This window comes from Streptomyces populi (assembly GCF_002911015.1).
In the GTDB taxonomy this organism is placed as follows: Bacteria; Actinomycetota; Actinomycetes; order Streptomycetales; family Streptomycetaceae; genus Streptomyces; species Streptomyces populi.
On the sequence record NZ_KZ626951.1, the window covers coordinates 1 to 26,015 of the forward strand.

Annotated in this window: 25 protein-coding genes; 21 read left to right on the plus strand and 4 right to left on the minus strand. The window is 70.5% G+C overall.

Going from position 1 to position 26,015, the window contains the following annotated elements; genetic code table 11:
• From CW362_RS35125 to CW362_RS35135, 3 genes are all read left to right on the plus strand, one after another.
• Positions 1-337: RidA family protein (locus CW362_RS35125; protein WP_103553666.1), on the plus strand; the 337-nt coding region annotated here is incomplete at its 5' end.
• 161 nt (positions 338-498) lie between these two features.
• Positions 499-2,124, plus strand: coding sequence for a GntP family permease (locus CW362_RS35130; protein ID WP_103553667.1), 1,626 nt, complete (start codon positions 499-501; stop codon positions 2,122-2,124).
• Between the two features lie 64 nt (positions 2,125-2,188).
• Positions 2,189-2,863 (plus strand): hypothetical protein, encoded by a 675-nt coding sequence (locus tag CW362_RS35135; protein ID WP_103553668.1) that lies wholly within the window; start codon positions 2,189-2,191, stop codon positions 2,861-2,863.
• Between the two features lie 81 nt (positions 2,864-2,944).
• On the opposite strand, the gene CW362_RS35140 is transcribed toward CW362_RS35135, so the two are convergent.
• Positions 2,945-4,309: a M14 family metallopeptidase gene (locus tag CW362_RS35140; protein WP_103553669.1), complete on the minus strand. Its 1,365-nt coding sequence runs from the start codon at positions 4,307-4,309 to the stop codon at positions 2,945-2,947.
• A gap of 252 nt (positions 4,310-4,561) precedes the next feature.
• Positions 4,562-6,244 (minus strand): chitinase, encoded by a 1,683-nt coding sequence (locus CW362_RS35145; RefSeq protein ID WP_103553688.1) that lies wholly within the window; start codon positions 6,242-6,244, stop codon positions 4,562-4,564.
• 380 nt (positions 6,245-6,624) lie between these two features.
• Between CW362_RS35145 and CW362_RS35150 the strand changes: the two genes are divergently transcribed.
• The 15 genes from CW362_RS35150 (at position 6,625) to CW362_RS35225 (ending at position 20,302) form a co-directional block, all read left to right on the plus strand.
• Positions 6,625-7,509 (plus strand): hypothetical protein, encoded by an 885-nt coding sequence (locus CW362_RS35150; protein ID WP_103553689.1) that lies wholly within the window; start codon positions 6,625-6,627, stop codon positions 7,507-7,509.
• A gap of 237 nt (positions 7,510-7,746) precedes the next feature.
• Complete coding sequence (gene cpaB / locus CW362_RS35155) at positions 7,747-8,460, plus strand: Flp pilus assembly protein CpaB (protein WP_103553670.1); 714 nt, start codon at positions 7,747-7,749, stop codon at positions 8,458-8,460.
• A gap of 174 nt (positions 8,461-8,634) precedes the next feature.
• A complete protein-coding gene (locus CW362_RS35160) occupies positions 8,635-10,254 on the plus strand; it encodes a CpaE/TadZ family protein (protein WP_103553671.1) in 1,620 nt (539 codons plus the stop codon).
• Between the two features lie 364 nt (positions 10,255-10,618).
• Entirely contained in the window at positions 10,619-10,891 is a 273-nt protein-coding gene (locus CW362_RS44970; protein ID WP_240658197.1) for a hypothetical protein, read from the plus strand.
• Between the two features lie 18 nt (positions 10,892-10,909).
• Positions 10,910-12,250: a TadA family conjugal transfer-associated ATPase gene (locus tag CW362_RS35170; protein ID WP_103553673.1), complete on the plus strand. Its 1,341-nt coding sequence runs from the start codon at positions 10,910-10,912 to the stop codon at positions 12,248-12,250.
• Positions 12,251-12,548: 298 nt separating this feature from the next.
• Positions 12,549-13,490: a type II secretion system F family protein gene (locus tag CW362_RS35180; RefSeq protein WP_103553675.1), complete on the plus strand. Its 942-nt coding sequence runs from the start codon at positions 12,549-12,551 to the stop codon at positions 13,488-13,490.
• Between the two features lie 13 nt (positions 13,491-13,503).
• A complete protein-coding gene (locus tag CW362_RS35185; RefSeq protein WP_103553676.1) occupies positions 13,504-14,394 on the plus strand; it encodes a DUF5936 domain-containing protein in 891 nt (296 codons plus the stop codon).
• A 65-nt stretch (positions 14,395-14,459) separates the two neighbouring features.
• On the plus strand, positions 14,460-15,803 hold the full coding sequence (locus CW362_RS35190) for a sensor histidine kinase (protein WP_240658198.1): 1,344 nt from the start codon (positions 14,460-14,462) through the stop codon (positions 15,801-15,803).
• Positions 15,796-16,527 carry a response regulator gene (locus CW362_RS35195; protein ID WP_103553678.1) on the plus strand — a complete coding sequence of 244 codons (732 nt, stop codon included), beginning with the start codon at positions 15,796-15,798 and terminating at the stop codon, positions 16,525-16,527. Before CW362_RS35190 ends, CW362_RS35195 begins: the two co-directional genes overlap by 8 nt.
• A gap of 114 nt (positions 16,528-16,641) precedes the next feature.
• Positions 16,642-16,842, plus strand: a complete 201-nt coding sequence (locus CW362_RS35200) for a hypothetical protein (RefSeq protein ID WP_103553679.1) — start codon at positions 16,642-16,644, stop codon at positions 16,840-16,842.
• On the plus strand, positions 16,839-17,459 hold the full coding sequence (locus tag CW362_RS35205; RefSeq protein WP_206301150.1) for a pilus assembly protein TadG-related protein: 621 nt from the start codon (positions 16,839-16,841) through the stop codon (positions 17,457-17,459). Before CW362_RS35200 ends, CW362_RS35205 begins: the two co-directional genes overlap by 4 nt.
• 15 nt (positions 17,460-17,474) lie before the next feature.
• Positions 17,475-18,068, plus strand: coding sequence for a hypothetical protein (locus tag CW362_RS35210; protein WP_103553680.1), 594 nt, complete (start codon positions 17,475-17,477; stop codon positions 18,066-18,068).
• Between the two features lie 3 nt (positions 18,069-18,071).
• Positions 18,072-18,719 (plus strand): OmpA family protein, encoded by a 648-nt coding sequence (locus CW362_RS35215; protein ID WP_103553681.1) that lies wholly within the window; start codon positions 18,072-18,074, stop codon positions 18,717-18,719.
• Between the two features lie 85 nt (positions 18,720-18,804).
• A complete protein-coding gene (locus tag CW362_RS35220) occupies positions 18,805-19,386 on the plus strand; it encodes a dihydrofolate reductase family protein (RefSeq protein WP_103553682.1) in 582 nt (193 codons plus the stop codon).
• 40 nt (positions 19,387-19,426) lie between these two features.
• Positions 19,427-20,302, plus strand: coding sequence for an LLM class flavin-dependent oxidoreductase (locus CW362_RS35225; RefSeq protein ID WP_103553683.1), 876 nt, complete (start codon positions 19,427-19,429; stop codon positions 20,300-20,302).
• A 367-nt stretch (positions 20,303-20,669) separates the two neighbouring features.
• Here CW362_RS35225 and CW362_RS35230 read toward each other — a convergent pair whose 3' ends face one another.
• Both CW362_RS35230 and mgrA read right to left on the minus strand, forming a co-directional pair.
• Positions 20,670-21,005 carry a DUF192 domain-containing protein gene (locus CW362_RS35230; RefSeq protein ID WP_103553684.1) on the minus strand — a complete coding sequence of 112 codons (336 nt, stop codon included), beginning with the start codon at positions 21,003-21,005 and terminating at the stop codon, positions 20,670-20,672.
• 408 nt (positions 21,006-21,413) lie between these two features.
• Entirely contained in the window at positions 21,414-22,451 is a 1,038-nt protein-coding gene (gene mgrA, locus CW362_RS35235; RefSeq protein WP_103553685.1) for an L-glyceraldehyde 3-phosphate reductase, read from the minus strand.
• A 151-nt stretch (positions 22,452-22,602) separates the two neighbouring features.
• On the opposite strand from mgrA, the gene CW362_RS35240 reads away from it, so the two are divergent.
• The 3 genes from CW362_RS35240 to CW362_RS35250 form a co-directional block, all read left to right on the plus strand.
• Positions 22,603-23,376: an isoprenyl transferase gene (locus CW362_RS35240; protein WP_103553686.1), complete on the plus strand. Its 774-nt coding sequence runs from the start codon at positions 22,603-22,605 to the stop codon at positions 23,374-23,376.
• A 320-nt stretch (positions 23,377-23,696) separates the two neighbouring features.
• Positions 23,697-25,022, plus strand: a complete 1,326-nt coding sequence (locus CW362_RS35245) for a PhoH family protein (protein ID WP_103553687.1) — start codon at positions 23,697-23,699, stop codon at positions 25,020-25,022.
• Between the two features lie 428 nt (positions 25,023-25,450).
• Positions 25,451-26,015: aggregation-promoting factor C-terminal-like domain-containing protein (locus CW362_RS35250; RefSeq protein WP_206301149.1), on the plus strand; the 565-nt coding region annotated here is incomplete at its 3' end.

Sequence of the window (26,015 nt, forward strand, 5' to 3'; positions counted from 1 at the left end):
GGGGAACATCCTCCAGGTCGCCGGACAGGTCGGCTTCCTGCCCGCCGAGGAGGGCAGGCCCCCGACGCCCGCGGGCCCGACCCTGCGCGAGCAGACCCTCCAGACGCTCGCCAACGTCAAGGCCGTCCTCGAGGAGGGCGGCTCGGGCTGGGACGACGCGATGATGATCCGCGTCTACCTCACGGACACCGGCCACTTCGCCGAGATGAACGAGATCTACGACCAGTACTTCGAGGAGCAGGGCCTCACCGCGCCCCCCGCCGCCCGCACGACGGTCTACGTCGGCCTGCCGGCCGGACTCCTCGTCGAGATCGACGTACTCGCCGTCCTCGGCTGACGTCCCCTCCGGGCCCGTGCCCGGACGACTCCCGCGCGATCCGCGCAACTCCCGCACACCGTACGACGTCACGGTGCGGCACCCGCTCACCCCGGGGTGCCGCACCGCGATCCGCCCTGCCCGAAAGCCCCCACGGACCGACGAGAAAGAGGCTCCCCGACATGTCGTCGTACCCGCTCGCAGCGACAGCCCCGGCCCCGGAGGCACCACCCCACACCGGTGGTCTCCTGCTCCTCCTCGACGGCACGGCCGGACTGCTCACGGTCGCCGCCCTCGGCATCGCGCTCCTCCTCTTCCTGATCATCAAGGTCAGGCTCCAGCCGTTCGTCGCCCTGCTCGCCGTCTCCATAGCCGTCGGCCTCGCCGCCGGACTCCCGGTCACGGAACTGTTCGGCACGGTCCAGCGGTCCACCGCGGTGTCGGTCGTCGAGACCGGCATGGGCGGCATCCTCGGCCATGTCGCGATCATCATCGGCCTCGGCACGATGCTCGGGGCCATCCTCGAGGTCAGCGGTGGCGCCGAGGTGCTGGCCTCCCGTCTGCTCGGCCTCTTCGGGGAGAAGCGGGCCCCGCTCGCCATGGGCCTGACCGGCCTGATCTTCGGCATCCCGGTCTTCTTCGACGTCGGCATCTTCGTCCTCGCGCCGATCGTCTACGCCGCCGCCAAAATCCCCCAAGAACCTCCGACAAGCTCCGGTTCAGGGGGGACCCCCATGCGCAAGTCGATCCTCCTCTACTGTCTGCCGCTGCTCGCCGGTCTGTCGATGACCCACGCCTTCCTGCCGCCGCACCCCGGTCCGGTCGCCGCCGCGGGACTGCTGCACGTCCAGCTCGGCTGGGTGATCCTCATGGGCGTCGTCTGCGGCCTCCCCGCCGTGCTGGCGGCCTGGGTCTGGTCGGCCTGGATCGGCAGGCGCATCTTCGTCCCCGTACCGCAGGACATGGTCGAGGCGGCGGCCGAGGCCAGACGGGCCGTCATCGAGGAACAGCGCCGTGCGGGAGCTCCCACACCGGACGCCCACTCGGCGGACGCCTCCTCACCGGGCGCCTCCTCGTCGGACTCCTCTTCGCCGGGTGGGGCCGACGGCCCGGCGGACGGGGCCGGCACCCAGGAGAAGCCGGTGTCGCTCGCCACGGTCCTCGGCATCATCGGCACGCCGCTGGTGCTCATCCTCGCGGCCACCTTCTCCTCGGTCGCCCTCGACCCCTCCACCCTCCGCTCGGTGGTCGAGTTCTTCGGCAGTCCGTTCGTCGCGCTCACCATCGCCCTGCTCCTCGCCTACTACCTGCTCGGCATCCGGCGCGGCTGGTCCCGCAAGTCCCTGGAGACCGTGTCGACTTCGTCCCTCAAGCCGGTCGGCAACATCCTGCTCGTGGTCGGCGCGGGCGGGATCTTCGGCGCCGTGCTGAAGGCCAGCGGGGTCGCCCAGGCGCTGTCGGACACCTTCGCCGACGTCGGCCTCCCGGTGATCGTCCTGGCCTATCTGATCTCCCTGGTCCTGCGGGTCGCCCAGGGGTCGGCGACGGTCGCGATCGTCACCACCGCCGGCATCGTCGCGCCGCTGCTCACCGAGGGCCATCACTCCCAGGCCTTCGTCGCCCTGGTCATCATGGCGATCTCGGCGGGTTCGATCTTCGCCTCGCACGTCAACGACGGCGGTTTCTGGATGGTGGCCAAGTACTTCGGCATCAGCGAGCGCGACACCCTCAGGACCTGGACCGTCCTGGAGTCGGTGCTGTCCGTCGCCGGGTTCGCCGTGGCCGCCGTGATGAGTCTCTTCGTGTAACAGTGGCATCGCCAATTCGAGGCCGACTGTGCCCCGCACAGGATCTTCGACCATACTTCCCGCTGTGGAGCAGCGCATAGGTTCGAAGAGCCAGCCCCTGGACGCCGCCGCGGTGAACCCGGCGTACATCCCCGGGCTTACGTCACCCGTGCCGGCGGAGCCGAAGGACGCGGTCGCGGAGACCGAGGAGACGGTCTCCGCGGAGACCGTCTCCGACGATGCCCCGTCCGACGACGCGGCGTCCGACGAGGCGTCCGCCGCCGAGGTCCCGGACGAGGCCGACTCCGAGGAGGAAGCGGCCCCCGCCCCCGACGGTCCCGTCTTCGAGGCGTCCGACCGGCGCGCCTCGATCAGGGCCGACCACAGCGGCGTCGTGCTGCGCCTGGACGACCAGGAGGCGGAGTTCCGCTGGGACGAGATCGGCGCCGTCGAGACGGAGACGCCGCGTTTCGGCAAGCGGTTCACCGTCACGGTGCACACGCCGGAGCGCCGTTGGTACCCGATAGAGATCGAGGCGAACGCCCGAGCCCGCTTCAAGGAGTGGGAGGAGCAGCTCGACGCCGTCCTGGACGCCTACTTCGAGGACGACGAGGACGGCGCCGGGGCGGAGGCCGAGGCCGAGACGGCAGCCGGGGTCGAGTCCGAGGCGAAGGCCGAGCCCGAGGGCAAGGGCTTGAGCAAGGACGACGAGGACGGCAAGAGCGACGAGGACGGCGAGGCCGAGGCCGAGAAGCCGTAAGCGGCAAGGGGATCCGCGCGCCCGGTCAGGAAGGGCGCGCGGATCCCCGGTCACCGGCCGGCGCGGCCGGGGCGTCGCGGCCTAGGAGCAGTACTGGGCCGCCTTGCCGATGGACCGGTACATGCAGTCGGCGTTCTCCAGGAGCTGGAGCACCGCGTCCCGGTTGCGGGAGGTCTCCCGCTCGATGACCTCGTCGGGCGGGTAGAAGCCGCCGCCGGAGCTGGACGTCGGGTACATCTCGAAGGTGTAGTCGAAGATCTTCTGGGTGCCCCAGAGGTAGTCGTCGATCGAGCCGTCCGTGATGTACAGGTCGCTGGCCTGCTCTGCCGTGTACCCGTTGCTGGCGGCCATCTTCTGCCCGATCGCCTTGAAGGCGGCGGCGTCGTCCGCGGTCATTCCGGTGGCGGTGTCGGCGGTGGTGTACCCGAACGGCCACAGCACGAGTTCGCTGTAGGTGTGGAAGTCGATCCCGGCGGTGATCTGCTGCTTGCCGCCGACGACCCGGCCGCGCACGAAGTCCGCGACCACCTTCACCTCGGGCGCCGACTCGGCCGACGCGCCGCGGTAGGTCTCGGAGGACTTGGAGGACGAGGAGCCGCCGCAGCAGCCCCACTTGTAGTTCCAGTTCCGGTTGAGGTCCGTGCCGACGTACGAGGAGCCGGAGTTGGGCTGGCGGTTCTTGCGCCAGGAGCGGTAGGAGCCGCTCGCGATGTCGTACTCGCCGCCGTCCGGGTTGAGGTCCGGGACGATCCAGATCTCACGGTTGTTCACCATGTTCGTGACCCGGGAGTCGCTGCCGTAGCCGGCCCCGAGCTCGCGCAGCAGGTACAGCGCCATCTCCACGGTGAGGTGCTCGCGGGCGTGCTGGTGGAAGGTCAGCAGGACCTCGGGCTCGCTCTCGTCGGTGGCCACGTTGTCGCTGACCTTGATGGCGACGATGTCCCGGCCCTGGTAGGACTTTCCGATCACCCGCTTGCTCATGATGCTCGGGTAGGCGGCGAGCCGCTGGTCGATCTCGGCGTTCATCTCGGCGTAGTTGTGGTACTTCGCGTCCGCCGTCGGGAAGTCGAAGAGGCGTACGTCGTCGGCCGCGGAGGAGCGGTCGGGCGCCGAGCCCAGCGGCGTGACGTCGTAGCCCTGCCGGCGCAGCGTGGCGATCTGGTCCGCGCGGCCGGAGACGACGACGGTCTCCTCGTCGGCCTCGTCCACCGTGACGCCCGACCGCTGGATCTCCGTGCGGGAGGCGGAGTTCGAGCTCTGGTGGATCTCGTACTGCCTGATGTCGTCGGACGACGGCTTGAGGGCCGTGGCCCCGCTCGCCGTGGCGTCGGTGGCGGTGGCGGTCAGGGGAGCCGCGAGGGCGAGCGCCGCGAGGACCGCGAGGGCGGCGGTGCGCCGACCGCCTCTGCCCTTGCCATCGGCGCTGCCACGTGGGCGAATTCGCATGGAGTCTCCTTGGTTCTCCGGAAATTCCGGGATCTCCGGAATTGTGGGGGAGCGGAGCCGGGGGGTGGCTCAAGGTGACGTGCCTGGTGCGGGTGTGGCGCTCATGGTGGGGGTTATGACATGAGCAGGTCAAGGGACGACAAAGGGCCGTCGGCGGGAATCGGCCGCCCGGGACGGCACCGGCCCCGTTCGCCGCGACTGCGGCGAACGGGGCCGGAAGGGGGACCGCCGGGGAAGGGAGCGGTGGGAGGGCTACAGGGCGTGCACGTGCGGGCCCACCGCGTTCGACCAGGCGTTGCCCGCCGAGGCGTCCCAGTTCGTCGACCAGGTCATCGCGCCGCGCAGGCCCGGGTAGGCCTTGGAGGGCTTGAACGAACCGCAGTTGGTGAGCTTGGTCAGGCAGTCGAGGGCGTTGTTCACGACCGTCGGGGAGACGTAGCCGCTGCCCGCGCCGCTGGTGGAGGCGGGGAGGCCGAGGCCGACCTGGGACGCGTCGAGGCCGCCCTGGAGCTGGATGCAGGCGAGCGCCGTCAGGAAGTCGACCGAGCCCTGCGAGTAGACCTTGCCGTCGCAGCCGAGCATCGAGCCGCTGTTGTAGTACTGCATGTTGACGACGGTGAGGATGTCCTTGATGTTCAGCGCCGTCTGGAAGTAGGAGTTCGACGTGGACTGCATGTCGATGGTCTGCGGGGCCATGGTGATGACCAGGGACGAGCCCGCCTTCGCGGACAGGGACCGCAGCGCCTGGGACATGTAGGTCGCGTTGAGACCGTTCTCCAGGTCGATGTCGACGCCGTCGAAGCCGTACGTCTGCATCAGGGAGTAGACGGAGTTGGCGAAGTTCGTGGCCGAGGCGGAGTCGCTCACCGAGACGGTGCCGTTCTGGCCGCCGATGGAGATGATGACCTTCTTGCCCGCGGCCTGCTTGGCCTTGATGTCGGCCTTGAACTGGTCGACGGTGTAGCCGCCGAGCCCGGCCGAGTCGAGCGTGAAGCTCACCGCGCCCGGCGTGCTCGTGGCGTCGGCGAAGGCGACGGCGATGATGTCGTACTGCGACTGCACGGCGGAGAGCTTCTGTACGGTCGCGCCGTTGTTGAAGTTCTGCCAGTAGCCCGTCACGGCGTGCGCGGGCACGGTGCCGCCCCCGCCACCGCCGGTCGCGGCCGTCGTCCCGGTCACGGCCGAGGACTTCGCCGACTCACCGGCCGAGTTGGTCGCGCTGACCTGGAACGAGTACGCCGTGGAGGCGCTGAGCCCCGAGACGGTCGCGGAGGTCCCGCTCACCGACTGGACCTTGGAGCCGCCCTGGTACACGTTGTAGCCGGTCGCGCCCGACACGGTGTTCCAGGCCAGGGAGACGGACGAGGAGGTCGTGCCGGAGACCGCGAGGCCACCGGGGGTCGCGGGGACCGTCGGGGCCGGGTCGCCGCCACCGCCGCCGTCGGGGCCGAACACCGAGAAGTCGTCGGCGAGGTAGGCGGGCTGTCCGTACCAGCCGTGCGACCAGACCGACACCGACGTCGTCGAGGCGCCGGTGGTGAAGGTGGTCGTCAGCTGCGTCCAGGTGGTGTTGGGCGTCCAGGTCGAGACGTCCGTCGTCCCCGTGCCGCTCACCCCGAGGTAGGTGTAGGACCCCTGCACCCAGGCGCTCAGCGTGTACGTCGAGTTGGGCTTCACGGCGACGGACTGCGAGCACTGGGCGAAGTCCTGCCCCGCGGGCGTGGCCTTCAGCGCGGCCGCGCCGCCGTGCACCGGCGAGGAGACCGTCGTGCCGCTGCCCGCCGAACAGGTCCAGTTGCTCAGCCCGGACTCGAAACCGGCGTTCTTCACGTTGTTGACGTCGGCGGCCTGGGCCTGGCCGGCCAGACCGGTGAGGGAGAGGACGGACGCGGTGACGGCGGCGGCGAGGGCTCCCGCCCATCTCCGTCCGGGCATACGGGTGACGCGGTCCACTGGGTCCTCCAGGGAGAGGTGGGGGAGGGGAGGGGGAACGGAACGGTGGCCACCGCCGGTGGATACAAGTTGGTCCAGACCAATCTGGTTGTCAAGCCCCGCGTCACACCAAGTCCCTTATGGGAGCGCCCAGTTGTTTTGAGGCGGCTCACTCTCCGTTGATCACGCCCGCACCTTCGGTGAGATGATCTCGGAGATTCTGTGTTGAGCGGGCCATGCCGTGGATATGGTGCTGATGCAAGAGGGCGTCACAGTGGCGATCCACGGCCGTACGGGAAACGTCCGTGACGCTCCATGACGACAAAGGGGCGATCTGAGGCGGCGGTTGACCACCCCGCCGCAGCGAACGGGGTGTGTGCAGCGTGCCGACCGCGATAGCCGTCACCAGTCCCGATCTGGTGCTCCCGCCGCACGACCGGGGGACCCCGCCGGCGGTCGTCCAGCCACTCGGCACCCTGGAGGAATCCCTCACCGGGATGCACGCGCTCATCGAACAGCACGGGTACGTCGTCTCCCTCTACTCCTCCAGTGCCGAGAGCGCCGTCACCCGGCGGCTGCACACCGTCCGCTCCGTCCTGGAAAGCGACCGCATCGCACTGCTCGGCATCGACCTGCCGCCGCTCGGGATCGCCCTGCTGGCCCAGCAGTTACGTCAGCTGTCGGTCTGCGACTTCAGCCCCGGCGTGCTCGCCTCCTCCGCCCGGCTGCTCGCCCACTACATCTACGCCGGCGCCCTGCTCGGCTCGGTGGCCAAGCTCGACCGGGTCCCGGTCTCCCTGAAGTCGCACGCCAAGTCGTGGGTGCCGGGAGCCCAGTTCGCCGTACTCGCCAATCCGCGGGCCGAGCTGATCCGCGTCGGCCAGGAGGAGCTGCCGGGACCGGAGTTCGGGACCCGGCTGCTCTCGGCCGCCGGACAGCCGCCCTCCGACTGGGTCACCTCGACCCTCGCGCCCGCCTGGCAGGTCCAGGGCGCCGCGACCGTCCCGCTGCCCGGGGAATCGGTCCGCTGGTGGGGTACGAACCGGCTCGTCGAGTTCGCCGCCGGACTGTACGACGTCTCGGTCCTCTACCAGCTCGTCTCGTCCGTCCGGCGGGACACGTGCCGCTGGTGCGGCCTCGAACTCATCGGTGACCGGTGCGGGTTCTGCGCCGCCCCGCTGGCGCAGCCTTCCGCCGAGGAGCTTTCGGCCACCACCGTCCGGGCAGCCTCTCCGGTGCGCGCCGCTCTGCCCCGAGGCGCCACATAGACCCCTCGGGAACACCGGAACAGCGCGCAGGCACCACCGAACAGCGCGTCAGGCACGACCGAACAGCGCACCAGGCACCACCGAACAGCACATCAGGCACCACCGCCCGACCCAGCCGTCCCCGTAGATCGAGGTTGTCCTGAACATGCTGCATCATCCCGGAGGTCACCCCCCGGATCCCCGGCAGGAACGACAGCCCGGTCCACCCCCCGGTACCGCCCCACGAGGTGAGATTCAGTGAACTCGCGCCAGCGCCGCGGCGTCATCCTGCTGGTCCTCTCGGTCCTGTGCGCCCTCGGCGCCTTCGCCGGAGTCCTCTCGGTGATCCGCGACGTGAACTCCAAGGTCGGCCCGGAGGTCACGGCGTACCGCCTGAAGAGCGACATCGCGCCCTACAAGGAGCTGTCGGCCGACCAGTTCGAGAAGATCTCCATGCCCGAGCGGTGGCTGTCGTCCACCGCCGTCACCGACCTCTCCCGGATCCGCGGCAAGATCGCCGTCACCCGGCTGGAGAAGGGCTCCCTGCTCCAGGCCGACATGATCGTCGACAAGCCGGAGCTGGCCGCCGGGCAGCAGGAGATCGCCATCATGATCGACGCGTCGACCGGTGTCGCGGGCAAGATCGACCCCGGCTCGCGGGTCAACATCTACGCCACCTTCAAGGCCGAGAACGACAAGGGCCACGACCAGTCCAAGGTGATCGTCGAGAACGCCCGCGTCATCGACGTCGGCAAGCTCACCGCCCTGGAGCCCGACCAGTCCAGCGCCGACCGGCGCAACAGCGCCGCCCAGGCCGTCCCGATCACCTTCGCGCTCGGCACCGCCGACGCCCAACGCGTCGCGTACGCCGAGTCGTTCGCCGAACACGTCCGGCTCGCCCTGGTCGCCGGCGGCTCCGACACGGCCGTGGCGCCCGGCGACCGTACGTACACCCTCGACGAGGACAAGTAGGAGGCCGCGCATGAGGTCCATGCCCACGGGGCGGTGTCCGGGGCCGCGTACGAGGCCGGCCCGCACGACGTGGACGCGGCCGTCGCGGGACCCCCGGTCCGGAACACGGCGACGGGTTCCCGAGGCGCTGGGCACAGGGGCCGGCGCGCGGCACGCGAGCGAGGAGCTTCGCCGATGACCATCCGTATCCTTCCCGCCGTCGGCGACATCGACTCGGCCCGCGCGCTCACCACCCTGCTGAGCCAGCTCGCCGACACCGAACCCGCCCCACCCGTACCCGACTCGACCGCGCTCCTCGACACCCTCGCGCGCCTCGCCGCCGAGTCCCTCGACGAGCTCCCCGAAGTGGTCCTCGTCCACGAACGCATCGGCCCGGTCCCGGCGTTGGACCTGATCCGCGACCTGGTGATGCGCTTCCCCGCGGTCGGTGTCGTCCTCATCACCGCCGACGCCAGCACCGGCGTCCTCACCGCCGCCATGGACTCCGGCGCCCGCGGCATCGTCGGCCTTCCGCTCGGCTACGACGCCCTCGCCGAACGCGTCCAGGCCGCCGCCGCCTGGTCCGCCGGAATGCGCCGCCACCTGCACAGCGGCGCGCCCGAGCTGTACACGGGCCCCGGCGGCACCGTCGTCACCGTGACCGGCGCGAAGGGCGGCGTCGGCGCGACCGTCACGGCGGTCCAGCTCGCCCTCGCCGCGAAGGCCTCCGGCCACAGCGTGGCCCTGCTCGACCTGGACCTTCAGTCCGGGGACGTGGCCTCGTACCTCGACGTTCAGTTCCGCCGGTCGGTGGCGGACCTGGCGGCCATCACCGACATCAACCCGCGCGTCCTCCAGGACGCCGTCTACACCCACGACAGCGGCATCGCCCTGCTGCTGGCCCCCTCCGAGGGCGAACGCGGCGAGGAGGTCACCGACCGCGTGGCCCGCCAGATCCTCGGCGCGCTGCGCTCCCGCCACGACGTGGTGGTCGTCGACTGCGGCTCCCAGATGAACTCGGCCACCGCCGCGGCCGTCGAGATGGCCGACCGGGCCCTGCTGCTCGTCACCCCCGACGTCGTCGCCGTACGCGCCGCCAAACGCATGGTCCGCATGTGGGACCGCCTCCAGATCCGCAAGGCGGAGGAAACCACCACGGTCGTGAACCGCTTCTCCCGCGGCACGGAGATCCAGCCGTCCCTCGTCGAACGGGTCACCGGCACCAAGGTCGCCCGCACCGCGATCCCCGCCGCCTTCAAGGAACTCCAGTCGGTCGTCGACGCGGGCCGGCTACAGGACCTGGACGCCCGCTCGACCGTCAAGCAGGCGCTGTGGACGCTCGCCGGCGATCTGGGGCTCGTGGTCCCCCAGGAGGGCGGGGCCGGAGGCAGGCGCCGCAAGGCGTCCGCGTCGGACCGGGGCGCGCTCTCGCTGCGCGGCCGGAACGCCGACCGGGGAGCGGTCACCCTCGAGTTCGCCGGCATGTTCCCGCTGCTGCTGGTCGTCATGACGATCCTGTGGCAGTGCGTGCTGTACGGCTACTCGTACTCGCTGGCCGGGAACGCGGCCGACGAGGCCGCGCGGGCCGCCACCGCGGCCTACGCGGTCCACGGCGACGTGTCGGGCGCCTGCTCCGCCGCCGGAAGTGAGCACCTCCCGGGCTCCTGGAAGGACGCGGACATCGGCTGCGGCCCGGACGGCCCGGTCATGACGGCCACCGTCGAGGTCGACGTCCCCCTGTTCTTCCCCGGCTTCGACGCGGGCTTCCACGTGAAGGGCAAGGCGGGCGCGGCGCTGGAGGGGAACACCCGATGAGGACGCACCCGCGGACAGCATCCGGCGGAAGGGGGCGTGCCGGTACGCCGCATGTCCGCGCGAAGGGCAGCACGGGCGCGACGCTGGAGGGGAACACCCGATGAGGACGCACCCGCGGACGGCATCCGGCGGAAGGGGGCGTGCCGGTACATCACATGTCCGTCGCTTACGCCCGGATCGGCCGACGCTTCACACCACATCGACGTCTGATCCAGCGGCGACGGACGGATGTACCGGCACGCCCCCGACCCACGACGCACCCGCGCCCGCATCCACGCCCGCCCCCGCACGCCGGCTCCGGGACGACCGGGGCGTCTCCATCCTGGAGTTCGTCGGGTTCCTGCCGATCCTGCTGATGGTCGGGATGGCGGCCATCCAGCTCGGGCTCATCGGCTACGGCGTCAACCAGGCCGGTTCCGGGGCGCGCGCCGCCGCGCGGGCGGCCTCGCAGGGCGGCGACGGCGGAGCGGCGGGAGTGACCGCCGTGAGCGGATGGCTCGACCCGAATGTGTCGTTGGAAGGAGGGCCCGGGTCCGACCTCACCACGGCCACGGTCACGGTCACGGTCCCCAACGTCATCCCCCTCTTCAAGAGTTACCCCGTCACCCGCCACGCCACCATGCCCACCGACGACTGACCGGGAGGAGCCGACACCATGAGCCTGCGTTCCCGCATCGCCACCCCCGACGAGGGGGGACCCGCCCGTGAGGACGGACACCTCGTCGCCGTCTACCGCGCCAAACTCCTCGAGGAGATCGACCTCGCCGAGATGTCGAGCCTGGCCGCGGCCGAACGCCGGGTCCGCCTCGAACGCGTCCTCGGCCACATCATCAGCCGCGAGGGCCCGGTCCTGTCGACCGCCGAGCGCTCCCAGCTGATCCGCCGGGTCGTCGACGAGGCACTCGGACTCGGCGTCCTCGAACCGCTCCTCGCCGACGCCTCCATCACCGAGATCATGGTCAACGGCCCGGACTCGATCTTCGTGGAGCGGTCCGGCCGCGTCGAACAGCTGCCGCTGCGCTTCGCCTCCAACGAGCAGCTCATGCAGACCATCGAACGCATCGTCTCCACGGTCAACCGCCGCGTCGACGAGTCCAACCCGATGGTCGACGCCCGCCTGCCCACCGGCGAGCGCGTCAACGTCATCATCCCGCCGCTCGCGCTGACCGGCCCCACCCTCACCATCCGCCGCTTCCCCCGCGCGTACACGCTCCCCGAACTGATCGGCCTCGGCTCCCTCGACGAGCAGACGCTCATGCTGCTCGCCGCCTTCGTCCGGGCCCGCTTCAACGTCATCGTCAGCGGCGGCACCGGCAGCGGCAAGACCACCCTGCTCAACGCGCTCTCCGGCCTGATCCCCACGCACGAGCGCATCATCACCATCGAGGACTCCGCCGAGCTCCAGCTCCAGCAGGAGCACGTCATCCGCCTCGAATCGCGCCCCCCGAACGTGGAGGGCAAGGGCCAGATCACCATCCGCGACCTGGTCCGCAACTCCCTGCGCATGCGCCCCGACCGCATCATCGTCGGCGAGGTCCGCGGCGGCGAGACCCTCGACATGCTCCAGGCCATGTCGACCGGCCACGACGGCTCGCTCGCCACCGTCCACGCCAACTCCGCCGAGGACGCCCTCATGCGCCTGCAGACCCTCGGCTCGATGTCCGAGGTCCAGATCCCCTTCGAGGCGCTCAAGGACCAGATCAACTCCGCCGTCGACGTCGTCGTCCAGCTCTCCCGGCACGCCGACGGCTCCCGCAAGGTCACGGAGGTCGCGCTGCTCGTCTCGCACGGCCGCGAACAGTTCCGCGTCACCCCCGTCACCCGCTTCGTGCCCCGCCCGGTCGGCCCCGACCGCGTCGTGCGGGGCCACTTCGAGCACCTCCCGCTCCCGCGCCCGGTCGCGGAGAAGCTGTACGTCGCCAACGAGCCGCTGCCGCCCGCCTTCGGCGTCGCCGAGGCCATCGACCCGCTGAACACGAGGCAGGCCATCGGATGACGCCCGCGCCCACGGAGCCCCTGCCCATGGAGCCTGCGCCCATGGAGCCTGCGCCCATGGAGCCTGCGCCCATGGAGCCTGCGCCCATGGAGCCTGCGCCCATGGAGCCTGCGCCCATGGAGCCTGCGCCCATGGAGCCCGCGCCCACGGAGCCTCTGCCCACGGAGCCTCTGCCCACGGAGCCCCCGCCCATGGAACTCCCGGCCGCACAGTCACAGTCCCCGGCCACGGAATCCTCCGGCTCCCCGGCCCCCGCACGGCCCTCCTCCGCGCCCCTCACCTCCGAAGGGAGGCAGCCATGAACGACCCCGCGCTCCTCGCCCTCGGCGGGACGGTCCTCGGCGGCACGCTCGCCGTCGCGGGCGTGCACACCTACGCCTCGGGCCGCGCCCAGCGACGGGAGCTCCTCGACCGTCTCTCCGGCGGCGGCCCGGCGCACACGGCGGACGGCAGGACGCGTCGCTTCACGGGCGTCGACCGCAGGCTGCGCCGCACCCGCCTCGGCCGCACGATCCACCTGCGCCTGACGGCCACGGGACTCGACCTCACGGCGGGCGAGTTCTTCACCTACGTGACCGCCGTGGTCGTCGCCCTGTGGCTGATCGCCGCCGCCACCCTGGCCCCCTTCTTCGGCCCGATCGCCGCCCTCCTCGGTGCCTGGAGCGCGGCCGTCTTCCTCAACTGGCAGCGCCAGAAACGCATCGAGGCGTTCATCAACCAACTCCCCGACGTGGCACGCCTGCTGGCGAACGCGACGGCGGCCGGCCTCGCCCTGCGCACGGCGCTCGCCATGGCCGCGGAGGAGCTGGAGGCCCCGGCCGGCGAGGAACTGGCCCATGTGGCGGACCAGTTGATGCTGGGCCGCACGATCGACGACGCCCTCGGAGAACTCTCCGAACGCCTTCCCTCCCGCGAGCTGATCGTCCTCGTCACCACCCTCGTCCTGGCCAACAAGGCGGGCGGCTCCGTCGTCAGCTCCCTGCGCAACCTCACCCAGACCCTCGAGGACCGCAAGGAGACCCGCCGCGAGGTCCGCACCATGCTCTCCGAGGTCAACGCGACCGCCTTCACGGTCCCCTTCCTCGGCATCGGCTCGCTGGTGCTGATCAACTCCTCGAACGAGGGAGCCCTCGCCCGCGTCACCGGCTCCGCGCTCGGCCAGGGGCTCGTCCTGCTCTCCCTCGGCCTCTACACCGTGGGCTTCTTCGTCATCCGCCGGCTCGGCAAGATCGAAGTGTGAGGGAGGGATCACCATGCTTCCGCTGCTGCTCGCCGTCCTGATGGGCGCGGCCGTCGCGGGCGCCCTCCTGGGCGTCCGGATGATCCGCTCCGAGGTCGAACTGCCCAGCGACCTCCAGCTCGCCCTGGAGGTCGGCGGCACCCGGGTCTCGGCGGCGGACTCCGCCGTCGACCGTCTCGGCATGCGCTTCGCGCCGACCGTCCTGCGTCTGATGGGCCCCCGGCGCGTGGACGCCAAACGCCGGCGCATCGACATGGCGGGCAACCCCGGCGGTCTGACCCTGAACCGCTACGCGGCCCGCCGCGCGGTCTACGGCGTCTTCGGCGTCGTCCTCGGCCTGGTCTTCCTCTCCAACGGACAGCTCCTCTTCGCCGTGCTCACCCTGGCCTTCGGACTGGTCGCCGCCGACGCCCTCATCTGGCAGGCCGTCCGGGAGCGCAAGGAGGTCATCGACCGCACCCTGCCCGACTTCCTCGACGTCCTCGCGGTCGTCGTCTCCGCGGGCCTCGGCTTCCGCCAGGCCCTGGACCGCGTCGCGGAGAAGTACGAGGGGCCCTGGGCGGACGAACTGCGCATCACCCTGCGCCAGATGGACATGGGCGTCAGCCGCCGCCAGGCCTTCGACGAACTCCGCAGGCGCAACTCCTCCGAGCAGGTGGCCCAGTTCGTCTCGGCGCTCCAGCAGGGCGAGGAACTCGGCTCCCCGATCGCCGAGACCCTCATCCAGCTCGCCACCGACATGCGCCGCACGGACGCCCAGAACGCCCGCCGCCGCGCCGCCAAGACCATCCCCAAGGCCACGATGGTCACCCTGGTGTTCATGCTCCCGGCGACGATGATCCTCATCGCCACCGGCATGTTCCTGGGCTCGGGCACCGACTTCGGCTCGATCCTGGGGCGCTGATGAAGAGCTTCACGAGGGCCCGGGGTCAAGCGGTCCGCGAACAGTCGCGCCGGACCCTCCGGCTCGTGCGAAGCCGCGCGCACCGGTTCCCGTCGCTCGCGCGCGGCCGTGAACGGGGCACCGGCTACCTCGCGGACGACGTCCCCGCGCCCGGCGGCATCCGCCTCCAGCTCAACGCCCTACAGGCGCTGTGCCGCCAGGCCTTCGCCGTCCGCCTCGCGGCCATCGTGGTCGGCGCGCCCTTCGCGATGACGAACGCCACGGGCGGCCTCCCGCGCTACGCGGTCCTCGCCGCGGCCGTCCTCGGCGTCATGGGCTCCTACGCCATGCTCCGGGACTGGGACCGCTTCGGCCCCCGCCTCCTCGCCCACCCGACCCTGATGGGCCTGGACCTCACCTTCGGCGCGGTCCTGCTCCTGACCGCGTCCCCGGCCTCCCCGCTCGCCTACGCCACGGTCTGCACCCCGCTCCTTTCGGGCCTGCTGTACGGCTGGCGCGGCGCGGGCGTCTTCACCGGGTTCCAGCTCACCGTGCTGCTCATGGTGTTCAGGGCCTGGGAGCACCGGCCGGGGGCGGGCTCCAACACCCTGCTCATCGCGGGCTTCTGCGTCGGCGCGGGCATCATCGGAGTCACCCTGCGCAATCTGCTGTTCCGCTTCGGCACGGCAGGCCAGGCCCTGGCCGAGGCGACCAGCAGACTCGCCGTCGCGGAGGCCGTGGAGTCCGAACGGGCCCGGCTGGCACGCGAGATGCACGACTCCGTCGCCAAGACGCTGTACGGCCTCGCGCTGGCCGCGGACGCCCTGGCCGCCTCCGCGGACGGAGCGGACCCGGGAGAGCTCGAACGCCAGGCGACCGTCGTGGCGGACGCCGCGCGCCTCGCCGCCGCCGAGTCCCGCGCCCTGCTGTCGGACCTGCGGCGGCACACCGACCTGACCGAGCCGGACATCGACCTCCTTCCCGAACTCGGCTCCATGACGGCCGACTTCGAGGCCCGCACCGACATCGCTCCGGTCGTACGGCACCGGGGCGCGCGTCCGGTCCTGCCCAGCACCGCCGCCCACCACGTCCTCGCGATCGTCTCCGAGGCCCTGGAGAACGCCCGCCGCCACGCGGGCGCGAGCGCGGTGACGGTCGAACTCGACCTCTCCGCAAACCAGTTCTCCCTTCTCGTCCGCGACGACGGAGTGGGTCTGCCGACCCCGACAACCCCCGCCGCTCTCGCCACCTGGACGAGATCCGGCCATTTCGGCCTGCTCGGCATGACGGAGCGAGCCGCGTGCGTCGGCGGCCTCGTCACGCTGGCCCGGCCCCGCGAAGGGGGCACCGAGGTCCGGCTGACCCTCCCGCTCCCGTCGGTCGCCCTTCCCGCTCCCCCCACTTCCCAAGAGGAGGCCGCACATGCCTGACCAGGCACTTCCCGGCCCATCCCTGCGTGTCCTCGTGGCCGACGACAACCCGGTCGTACGGGCCGGCCTGACCGCGCTGCTGGACGCGCACCCCGACATCGTGGTCGTCGCGACGGCGCGGGACGGCGCGGAGGCACTGGATCGCGCCGCCCTCCTCACCCCGGACGTGGTCCTCCTCGACGTCCGGATGCCCGGCACGGACGGCCTCACCGCACTGCCCGGACTGTGCGCGATCGCCCCCGTGATGATGCTGACGTACAGCAGCGAACCCGAGGTCGTGGCGGAAGCCCTGCGTAGAGGCGCCTCCGGCTACCTCGTCCATGGAGAGTTCACGGCGGCCGAACTGATCGCCGCCGTACGGGAGGTGCGCCACGGACGCCCGACTGTCCCGGATTCACTCGGAGGTTCGTACCAACCGCTCTCCTTCTCTTCGCATCTGCAATCTGCTGTGGCACAGTCTTCGGGGGCTCGGCCCTCACCGGCGGGGGGACTTCACCGCCATGCCGCCCATCAGTCCGAGTTCGGCTTGAGCGCAAGGGAGGTGGAGGTGATGGACCTCATCGCGGCGGGCATGAACAACCGCCAGATCGCCGCCACCTGCTTCATCACGGAGAAGACCGTCAAGAACCACATCAATCGCATCTTCGCGAAGCTGCACAGTTCCTCGCGCAGCGAGGCGATCGCCCACTGGCTGGGCACGGCGCACGAGGGGTGGAGCCGATGACTCCGCCCCGCACTCCCCACCGGCGAAGTTGGGCCCCTGGGCCCACTCGCCGTAGGCGGCTTCTCACGTACGGTGCTCGGGTCGTTGGTTGCGTCGGCAGGGAGGGCAGTCCTGATGAACAGGTTCACGGCATGGACCCGAAAGGTGATCTCCCGGACGCGGGGCGCCCACCGGGACGCGGGGGCGGGGTTCGTGGAGTACGCGGGCCTGATGATCATCATTGCGGGGATCTTCACGTTGATCGACAGCCTGGGGCTGGACGGGTTGATCTCGAAAGCAATCCTGAACGCGGTGAACGACGTGATCGGTGGCTGACCACCGTTGAATCGGGGAGCGACCGAGGGCAAACCCTCCCCATCTATATCTGGCTGACGGGGATTCTGCTCTTCGCCGCGTCCGCCTTTTTCGTCTTCGCCCAAGCAGCGTCCGCCCGCAATGGAGCTCAATCCGCGGCGGACGCTGCTGCGTTGGCGGCCGCACAGGACTCCCGCGACGAACTCATAACAGGGCTGACGGGAGCCATCGGCACGGACGACCACTGGCTGGACTGGCTCGACGGCAACAAGTTCGGCGACAAGTTCCATGGCACGGGGGCGTCCGCCGCCGCAGACCGGCTGGCCGCCGAGAACGACTCGACGGTGACGGGCGGGGCCCAGCTCGCCGTCGTGAACGGATTTCCTGGCTATCGCGTGGCGATCCAGACCCGTTACACGGTCGGAGCTTCCATCATCCCGGGCACGGAGAGCCGCCATGCCAAGGCACAGGCGACGGCGGTCATCGAGCCGCGCTGCACCTTTGCCGCCGACGCGGATCCCAAGAAGCTCGTGGAGTTGGACTGTGCCGGGCGCAGTGTGCACATCGATCCCGAACATTTCAATTCGGACGACCTTCCTGACGCGTCCGTGCTGTTCTCTGTGCATCTGGCCGAGTGAGAGGAAGCCGTACCGATGGATCTCCGGCACACCATGAAGGGCCGCAGGGCCATGGCCGCGGTGGCGATCAGTACCGGATTGCTCCTCACGGTGTCCGGGTGCGGCGGGGGAGACGGCGGCGACAAGCCGAAGGCGACCTCGTCCTCTTCCCAGTCGGACAAGGGAAGCGACGACAGTGCCAAGCAGGCGTCACCGACAGCGACTCAGGACCAGGTGCTGGCCGAGGTCAAGGGCGAGAACGGAATCACGCTGACGGTCACGTCGGCCAAGCGCGACCAGGGAGGCTTCCTGACCGTCGAAGGAACGGTCACGAACAACACGGACAGCGTCTGGATCGCGGAGAACTGGCGAGGTGACGAGCGAGAGCTGTCGAAGAACGGGGCGTCCATCGCCGGCGCCGGCCTGATCGACCAAAAGGGCAAGAAGAAGTACCTCATCCTCCGGGACACCTCGGGCCGTTGCCTGTGCACGCAGTTCACCGGAGGCGTCCGGCAAGGGGAGACCGCCCAATGGTTCGCCCAGTTCCCCGCACCCCCCGCCGGAACCAGTGCCGTCGACTTCCAGGTCGGCTCCATGCCACCCGCCTCCATCGAGATCTCCGAGGGCTGACCCATGGCCCTCCCGCCCCGCGCCGCCGCGACCACGTTCACGGCCCTCGCCGTGCTGATCACCCTCGGTCTCCCGGGGCCCGCGCACGCCGACGGTGACGACCCGAGTGCCCCGCCCGGCAGCGTCACCACCTCCCCGCCCCCCGACGTCGACGCCAACAGTCCGGGGCTCAAGCTCGCCGACGGCGCGACCCTGGCGCCCGCCAAGGTGCTGGACATCAAGTCGGTCGTGGAGGACCTCGGCGGTGAGGAGCGCCGGGAGGACACCAACTCGGACGTGACGTTCGCGCTCCAGGCGGAGGTCCTCTTCCCCAAGGACAGCTCGAAGCTCAACTCGGACTCCCAGTCCCGTATCCAGGCGATCGCCGACGAGATCAAGGCCCAGCACGCGACGACCGTCCGCGTCTTCGGGTTCACCGACAACCTCGGCTCGTACGCGCACGGCCTGACCCTCTCCAAGAAGCGGGCGGAGCAGGTGCACGCCCGACTGGCCGCCGCGCTCGGCTCCGCGGAGGCGGACATCACCTTCGAGGTGCGGGGCTACAGCGAGGACTATCCGATCGCCGACAACACCTCGGAACAGGGCCGCCGCAAGAACCGCCGGGTGGAGGTGACCTTCCCGAGAGGTGCCGCCGACGGGAACGACGCCTGACGAGCGCGTCACCTTCTCCCGGGCCCGGCCTCCTGGCAGCATTCCCCCGACGAACGGGTCGCGCACGAGGTCGATGGAGTCCGCCATGAGGAAGATCGTGTTGATGATGTCGGTGTCCCTCGACGGATTCATCGAGGGCCCGAACCGCGAGATCGACTGGCACCGGGTCGACGCCGAGCTCCACCAGCACTTCAACGACTCGATCAGGCAGTTCGGCGCCCTGATGTCCGGACGCGTGACCTACGAGCTGATGGCCTCCTACTGGCCGACGGCCGACAAGAACCCGGACGCCGGTCCGGAGGAGATCGAGTTCGCCGGGATCTGGCGGAACATGCCCAAGGTGGTGTTCTCGCGGACGATGGAGCGCGGCACGGGGCACACCACGGTCGTACGGGAGGTCGTGCCCGAGGAGATCATGGCGCTGAAGGCGCAGGAGGGCGGCGACCTCGCGCTCGGCGGCGCCGATCTCGCCGCGGAGTTCCTGCGGCTGGGCCTCGTCGACGAGATCAGGCTGTACGTGCACCCCGTCCTCATCGGGGCCGGCAAACCGCTGTTCCCCGAGGCCGAGGCCCCGACCGACCTGCGTCTCGTCGAGTCACGGACCTTCGGCAACGGCGTCGCCCTCCTGCGCTACGAGCGTGACACCTCCGGTGCCGCGGGCGCGTAAAGCGGTTGTCCCCGGCGTACGGCCTGGGTAGGAAGGCTGCATGACCTCACTCGGTGTTGTCTTCAGGCCCCAACTGCCCCCGGAGCGACTGCGTGCCCTGGCGCGCGAGGCGGAGGAGGCGGGTCTCGAGGAGCTGTGGTTGTGGGAGGACTGCTTCCTCGAAGGGGGCATCTCCTCGGCCGCGGCGGCGCTCGCCTGGACCGAACGCCTGCGGGTGGGCGTGGGACTGCTGCCCGTCCCGCTGCGGAACGTCGCCGTCACGGCGATGGAGGCCGCCACCCTGCACCGGCTGTTCCCGGGCCGGGCCGCCGTCGCGGTGGGCCACGGGGTGCAGGACTGGATGGGCCAGGTCGGGGCGCGGGCCGAGTCGCCCATGACGTTGCTGCGTGAGCACCTCGACGCCCTGCGCGCGCTGCTGCGCGGCGAACGCGTGACCACCGAGGGGCGGTACGTGAAACTCGACGGCGTCGCCCTCGACTGGCCGCCCGCCGAGGCTCCCGAGGTCCTCACCGGTGCCACCGGGCCCCGTACGCTCCGCCTCGCCGGTGCGGCAGCCGACGGCACGGTCCTCACCGCCTCGACCACCGTCGACGGGGTGCGGAGGGCATGCCGGCTCATCGACGAGGGGCGGCGGGCGGCGGGCCGGACGGAAGGACACCACCGGGTGGTCGTCTATCTGCACGCCGCCACCGGGGCCGACGCCGCGGCCCGGCTGCGCGCCGAGATCGAGGCCGACGGTGAGGACGCCGTCCCGGAGCGCGGGGTCGCGGGCGACGCGGAGGCCGTGGCCAAGGCCGTCCGGCGGCTCGGGGAGGCGGGCGCCGACACGGTGGTCCTCCAGCCCACCGCCGACGAGCCGGACCCCGAGGGATTCGTCCGCTTCGCGGCCGAGCAGGTGCGCCCGCTGGTGCCCTAGGCCGCCCGGTTCCCCGCAGGCTCCCGGTGGCCCCGGATCTCCGGCCCCGGATCTCCGGCCCCGGATCTCCGGCTCCGGTCCTCAGAGCCATGATCCACGCCCTCCTGAACAGATTGACCGAAAATCTCCCGATGGGGGGTGCTCGGTGTGAGATGTCTGTCTGGATGGCGGACGCGGGGGCGGCGGCCGGGGCGTGCCGTGTGCGGAGGGTCCGCGTGGGGTGTCCACATCGTTATCCGGTGACTGTCGCCAGGAATGTTCGGCTCACGTAAGTTCAGACCAAGGTAATTCGCGTCAGCAAAGCTGCGCGTGTGGCACCGCGCAGAGGAGGGGGCTGCGCGGTGCCGCCTTGCTCCGTGACGTGATGTCAGGCGTGCTGGACCGTGATCCGCGCGCCGCGCCGTACGCCCCACCGCTCCATCGCCCCGGCCTCCGCCTCCAGGACCTGCCGGGCCCGCGGTCGCGGCAGCCCCAGCCGGCCCGGGCGCATCGTCCGCACCGCCAGGACCCGCGACGACCGGTCCAGATAGGCGACGTCGATCGCGAACCGCATCCCCAGCGTGTGCACCGAGTTCGCCGGTGCCAGCAGCAGCGCGCCCTCGATCCCCGGGCGCCCGAGCAGTCCCCGCCGCCGGGCGCGCGCCGTGGTGGCGAGCTCCAGGGGTACCGGCTCGGACGTCTCCTCCGTCGTGAACGTGGTCATGCGTGCGAAGTTAGCGGTGGAGTCAAGCGGGAGGACGCCACGCGGATCACCCGCCCGGAGTACGTGCGGGCGAGCCGGTGCCACATCCCGAGACGGGGTGCGGACCCGTTGGATCTCTGCTGATCCCTTGCGATTCCCTTTGAATCAGCCGTGATTCGGCCATGATCACACCCGGAATCGATGGTTCCACGCGCGTCACGGTGTCGCCGGACGACTCCGGAGAGTAGTTGTGGCACGCGGATGCACGCAGCATCACTTACGAAGGGTTATGGTGGAAACCCCCCCTCGGGCCGGTCCGTCTCCCCCCCACGGACCGGCCCGTTTTTTGTGCCCGGGGCGGCCCGCCCGGCGGGCGCCCCCGTGCGCCCCTCGGGCGGGACCGCCCCGTACGGCGGGGATCTCGGTGACTCAGCGCCGCTGGGCCCAGATGTTCGTGCCCGGCGTCGACACCGCGAACGTGTCGATCTCCTTCAGCTCCTCGTCCGTGAGCTCCGGGCCCGACAGCGCCTCCAGGTTCTCCTCCAGCTGCCGCACGCTGGACGCGCCGATGAGGGCGGAGGTCATCCGCTGGTCGCGCAGCACCCAGCTGAGCGCGAGCTGGGCGAGCGACTGGCCGCGCCGGGCCGCGATGTCGTTCAGCCCGTTCAGACGGCGCACGACCTCGTCGCTCAGCAGGCCGGGGTCCAGCGACTTGCCCTGGGTGGCGCGCGAGCCCTCCGGGACGCCCTGGAGGTACTTTCCCGTCAGCATCCCCTGCGCGAGCGGCGCGAAGGAGATGCAGCCCATGCCGGCCGCCTCCAGCGTGTCGAGCAGGCCGTCGTCCTCGGTCCAGCGGTTGAGCATCGAGTACGAGGGCTGGTGGATGAGCGGACGGACGCCCATGCCGGTGAGGATCCGGGCCGCCTCCGCCGTCTGCTCGCTGCTGTAGGAGGAGACGCCGACGTACAGCGCCTTGCCCTGCTGGACGGCGGACGCGAGCGCGCCCATCGTCTCCTCCAGCGGGGTGTCCGGGTCGAAGCGGTGCGAGTAGAAGATGTCGACGTGTTCGACGCCCATCCGCCGCAGCGAGGCGTCCAGGGAGGACAGCAGGTACTTGCGGCTGCCCCACTCGCCGTACGGGCCGGGCCACATGTCGTAGCCCGCCTTGGTCGAGATGACCAGCTCGTCCCGGTAGGGGGCGAAATCCTCCTTCAGCAGCCTGCCGAAGTTGAGTTCCGCCGAGCCGGGCGGCGGCCCGTAGTTGTTGGCGAGGTCGAAGTGGGTGACACCGAGGTCGAAGGCGCGGCGCAGGATCGCGCGCTGGGAGTCCAGCGAGCGGTCGTCGCCGAAGTTGTGCCACAGGCCGAGCGAGATCGCGGGCAGCTTGAGGCCGCTGTGACCGGTACGCCGGTATTCCATCGAGTCGTACCGTTCCGTCGCGGCCCGGTACAGAGTGGGGTCGTTCATGGGGACGAACCTATGCCAGGGTGCACGGGCCCCTCGGGAGCCCTCGCGTTTCGCGGGGGTAGGCTTCGCCCCGGGGGACCGTCATACGGACAGGGGCTGCGCTCGGGCGCGGCTGTCCGGTCCGCGATCCGCACGGAGGGGCTGACAACACGTGACCTTGCGCGAAAACCTGCGCCGTCTGCTGGTCAGGTTCTATGCACGCAGGGTGGAAGGCCACCTCGACCACGACCAGGTGCCCAAGCACATCGGGGTCATCATGGACGGCAACCGCCGCTGGGCGAAGGCCGCCGGGTCCACCACCGCCCAGGGCCATCGGGCCGGAGCAGACAAGATCGAGGAGTTCCTCGGCTGGTGCTCCGAGACCGATGTCGAGGTCGTCACCCTGTGGCTGCTTTCCACCGACAACTTCGACCGCCCGCAGGAGGAGCTCGGTCCGCTCCTCGGCATCATCGAGGGCGTCGTCCGCACCCTGGCCGCCGACGGCCGATGGCGGGTGCACCACGTCGGGACGCGGGACATCCTGCCCTCTCCGATGCAGTCGGCCCTCAAGGAGGCCGAGGAGGCCACCGCGCACGTCGAGGGGATAGTCGTCAACGTCGCCATCGGCTACGGAGGACGCCAGGAGATCGCCGACGCCGTGCGCTCGATGATCCTCGACGCGGCCGACAAGGGGACCTCGATGGAGGACCTCGCGGACCGCGTCGACGTCGACCTCATCGGCAAGCACCTCTACACCGGTGACCAGCCCGATCCCGACTTGGTGATCCGTACCAGCGGTGAACAGCGGCTGTCCGGGTTCATGCTCTGGCAGACCGCCCACTCCGAGTACTACTTCTGCGAAGTCTTCTGGCCGGCCTTCCGCAAGGTCGACTTCCTGCGCGCCCTGCGCGACTACGCGGCGCGACACCGCCGTTACGGAGGCTGAATAAAGGGGTACCCCGCGTGGTCCGGGGTACCCGGCGGGGACGCCTGTCACCGGGAGTTAACGAACGCGCCGTCATATGCCCTGGCATGGCTTGGCTCGTTGAAGGGCATAAGCCTTGCAGGTCGACGCCCGAACCACGGGTGTCGTATCTCAGCGGGCGGCACGGGGCCGCCCGCCCGGGAGGCCCTTTGCACCAGCCCGACCGTGCGGTCAGCACGGACGAAGCGGAGGGCCGGTTTTCGGCCCGTGCATCGGAGCCGGGAACCGGTCCAGCTCTCCTTCGTCGCTCCCCGACCTCATCCGAGGGGGTACGTCCTTCCGTGGTGACCAGCACAAAGCGCCGCACGCCAGACCGGCGCACCTATGTTCTCGACACCAGCGTCCTGCTGGCCGACCCGAATGCCCTGAGCCGCTTCGACGAGCACGAAGTCGTGCTTCCGATCGTCGTGGTCACGGAGCTGGAGGCCAAGCGGCACCATCCCGAGCTCGGCTACTTCGCCCGGCAGGCGCTGCGCCTGCTCGACGAGTTCCGGGTCCGGTACGGCCGCCTCGACTCCCCGATCCCCGTCGGGGACCTCGGCGGGACGGTACGCGTCGAGCTCAACCACTCGGACCCCAGCGTCCTGCCCAGCGGGTACCGCCTGGGGGACAACGACTCCCGCATCCTCGCGGTCGCCCGCAACCTGCAGGCCGAGGGATACGACGTCACCGTCGTCTCGAAGGACCTGCCGCTCAGGATCAAGGCGTCCTCCGTGGGTCTCCTCGCCGAGGAGTACCGCGCGGAGCTCGCCATCACGGGCTCGTCCGGTTGGACCGGGATGTCTGAACTGGCCCTGTCCGGCGAGCAGGTGGACATCCTCTTCGAGGAGGGGCACGTCCATGTCCCCGAAGCGGCCGACCTGCCCGTGCACACGGGGCTGACGATCCAGTCGGAGCGCGGCAAGGCGCTCGGCCGGGTCACCGCCGACGGCAGCGTCCGGCTCGTGCGCGGCGACCGTGAGGTGTTCGGCCTCAAGGGCCGCAGCGCGGAGCAGCGCATCGCGCTCGACCTGCTGCTCGATCCGGACATCGGGATCATGTCGATGGGCGGCCGGGCCGGCACCGGCAAGTCCGCGCTCGCGCTCTGCGCGGGCCTGGAGGCCGTCCTCGAACGCCGCCAGCACCAGAAGGTGATGGTCTTCCGGCCGCTGTACGCGGTGGGCGGGCAGGAGCTCGGCTATCTGCCCGGCTCCGAGTCCGAGAAGATGAGCCCCTGGGCCCAGGCGGTCTTCGACACGCTCTCCGCGGTCACCAGCCGCGAGGTCATCGAGGAGGTCACCGCGCGCGGCATGCTGGAGGTCCTGCCGCTCACGCACATCCGCGGCCGCTCGCTCCACGACGCGTTCGTGATCGTGGACGAGGCCCAGTCCCTGGAACGGAACGTCCTGTTGACCGTTCTGTCCCGTATTGGCGCCAATTCGAGGGTCGTTCTGACCCATGACGTGGCACAAAGGGACAATCTGCGCGTCGGGCGGTACGACGGAGTGGTCGCCGTCGTCGAGAAGTTGAAGGGCCATCCGCTCTTCGCGCACGTCACGCTGAATCGTTCCGAGAGGTCCCAGATCGCGGCACTCGTGACCGAAATGCTGGAGGACGGGCAGATCTGATCCGGGCTGTCCCCACCTGGTCAAAGGGTGGTGGATACACACTGGTTGACGCCGTCCGGCAAGGCGAAAGAGCCTAGCCGGGCGGCGTCCTGCTGCGCTGGCATTTCCTCGAAACGGTTGGGGCAAACGGGGTGTGAGCTTTCACACGCGACGCGGAATTGCCGTGCGGAGCCGGGTTCCCGCTAGAGTCTCACTCCTGTCAGGCCCCGCATACGACACAGCTGTATCCCCAGCGGTACGGCAACACCGGAACCTCAGAACTCCATAGAGCCGTCGTATGCCGCCCGCGCACCACGCGGCGCTCCCCCAGCGGGAGTTGCCCACCGGGCCCGTGTCTCCCCGTGACCCCGCAGTTGGGAGGCCAGCGCCGAGGGGCACGATTGCGTCCGCGAGGGTCACCTAAACGGGCGATGCTGGAAGGAAACCGTGTGAGCCGGATTTCGGTCCGGGGATTCGCAGTGGCTTCGGCCACCGCGGTCACCGCTGTCGGAAGCGTGGTCGGAGTTGCCTCGGGCAGCGTCGCCCAGCCCTCGAACGATGCCGAGGCGACGGCGAGCGACTCGACTCTCCTCGCTGACATACCTGCGGGCCAGCAGGCCCAGGTGCAGACCGCGTCCCTGACGCAGCAGGCCGACGCCCAGGCCATCGCCGCCGACGCGAGCGCGAAGAAGGACGCGGAGGCAGCCGCCCGCAAGCAGGCCGCCGACGACGCCGTCGCGAAGCAGAAGGCCGCGGAGAAGGCGGAGAAGGAAGCCAAGGAGCGCGAGGAGGCCAAGAAGGTCGCCAGCCGTTCCGCGACGCGTGACGCCTCCAGCTTCTCCGTCCAGTCCTCGTACACCGTCGCCCAGATCCAGGCGATGGCGGCCCAGATGGTGCCGAGCGGTCAGTTCCAGTGCTTCAGCAACATCGTGAACCACGAGTCCAGCTGGAACTACCACGCCGTCAACGCCTCCTCGGGCGCGTACGGTCTCTTCCAGGCTCTGCCCGCGGGCA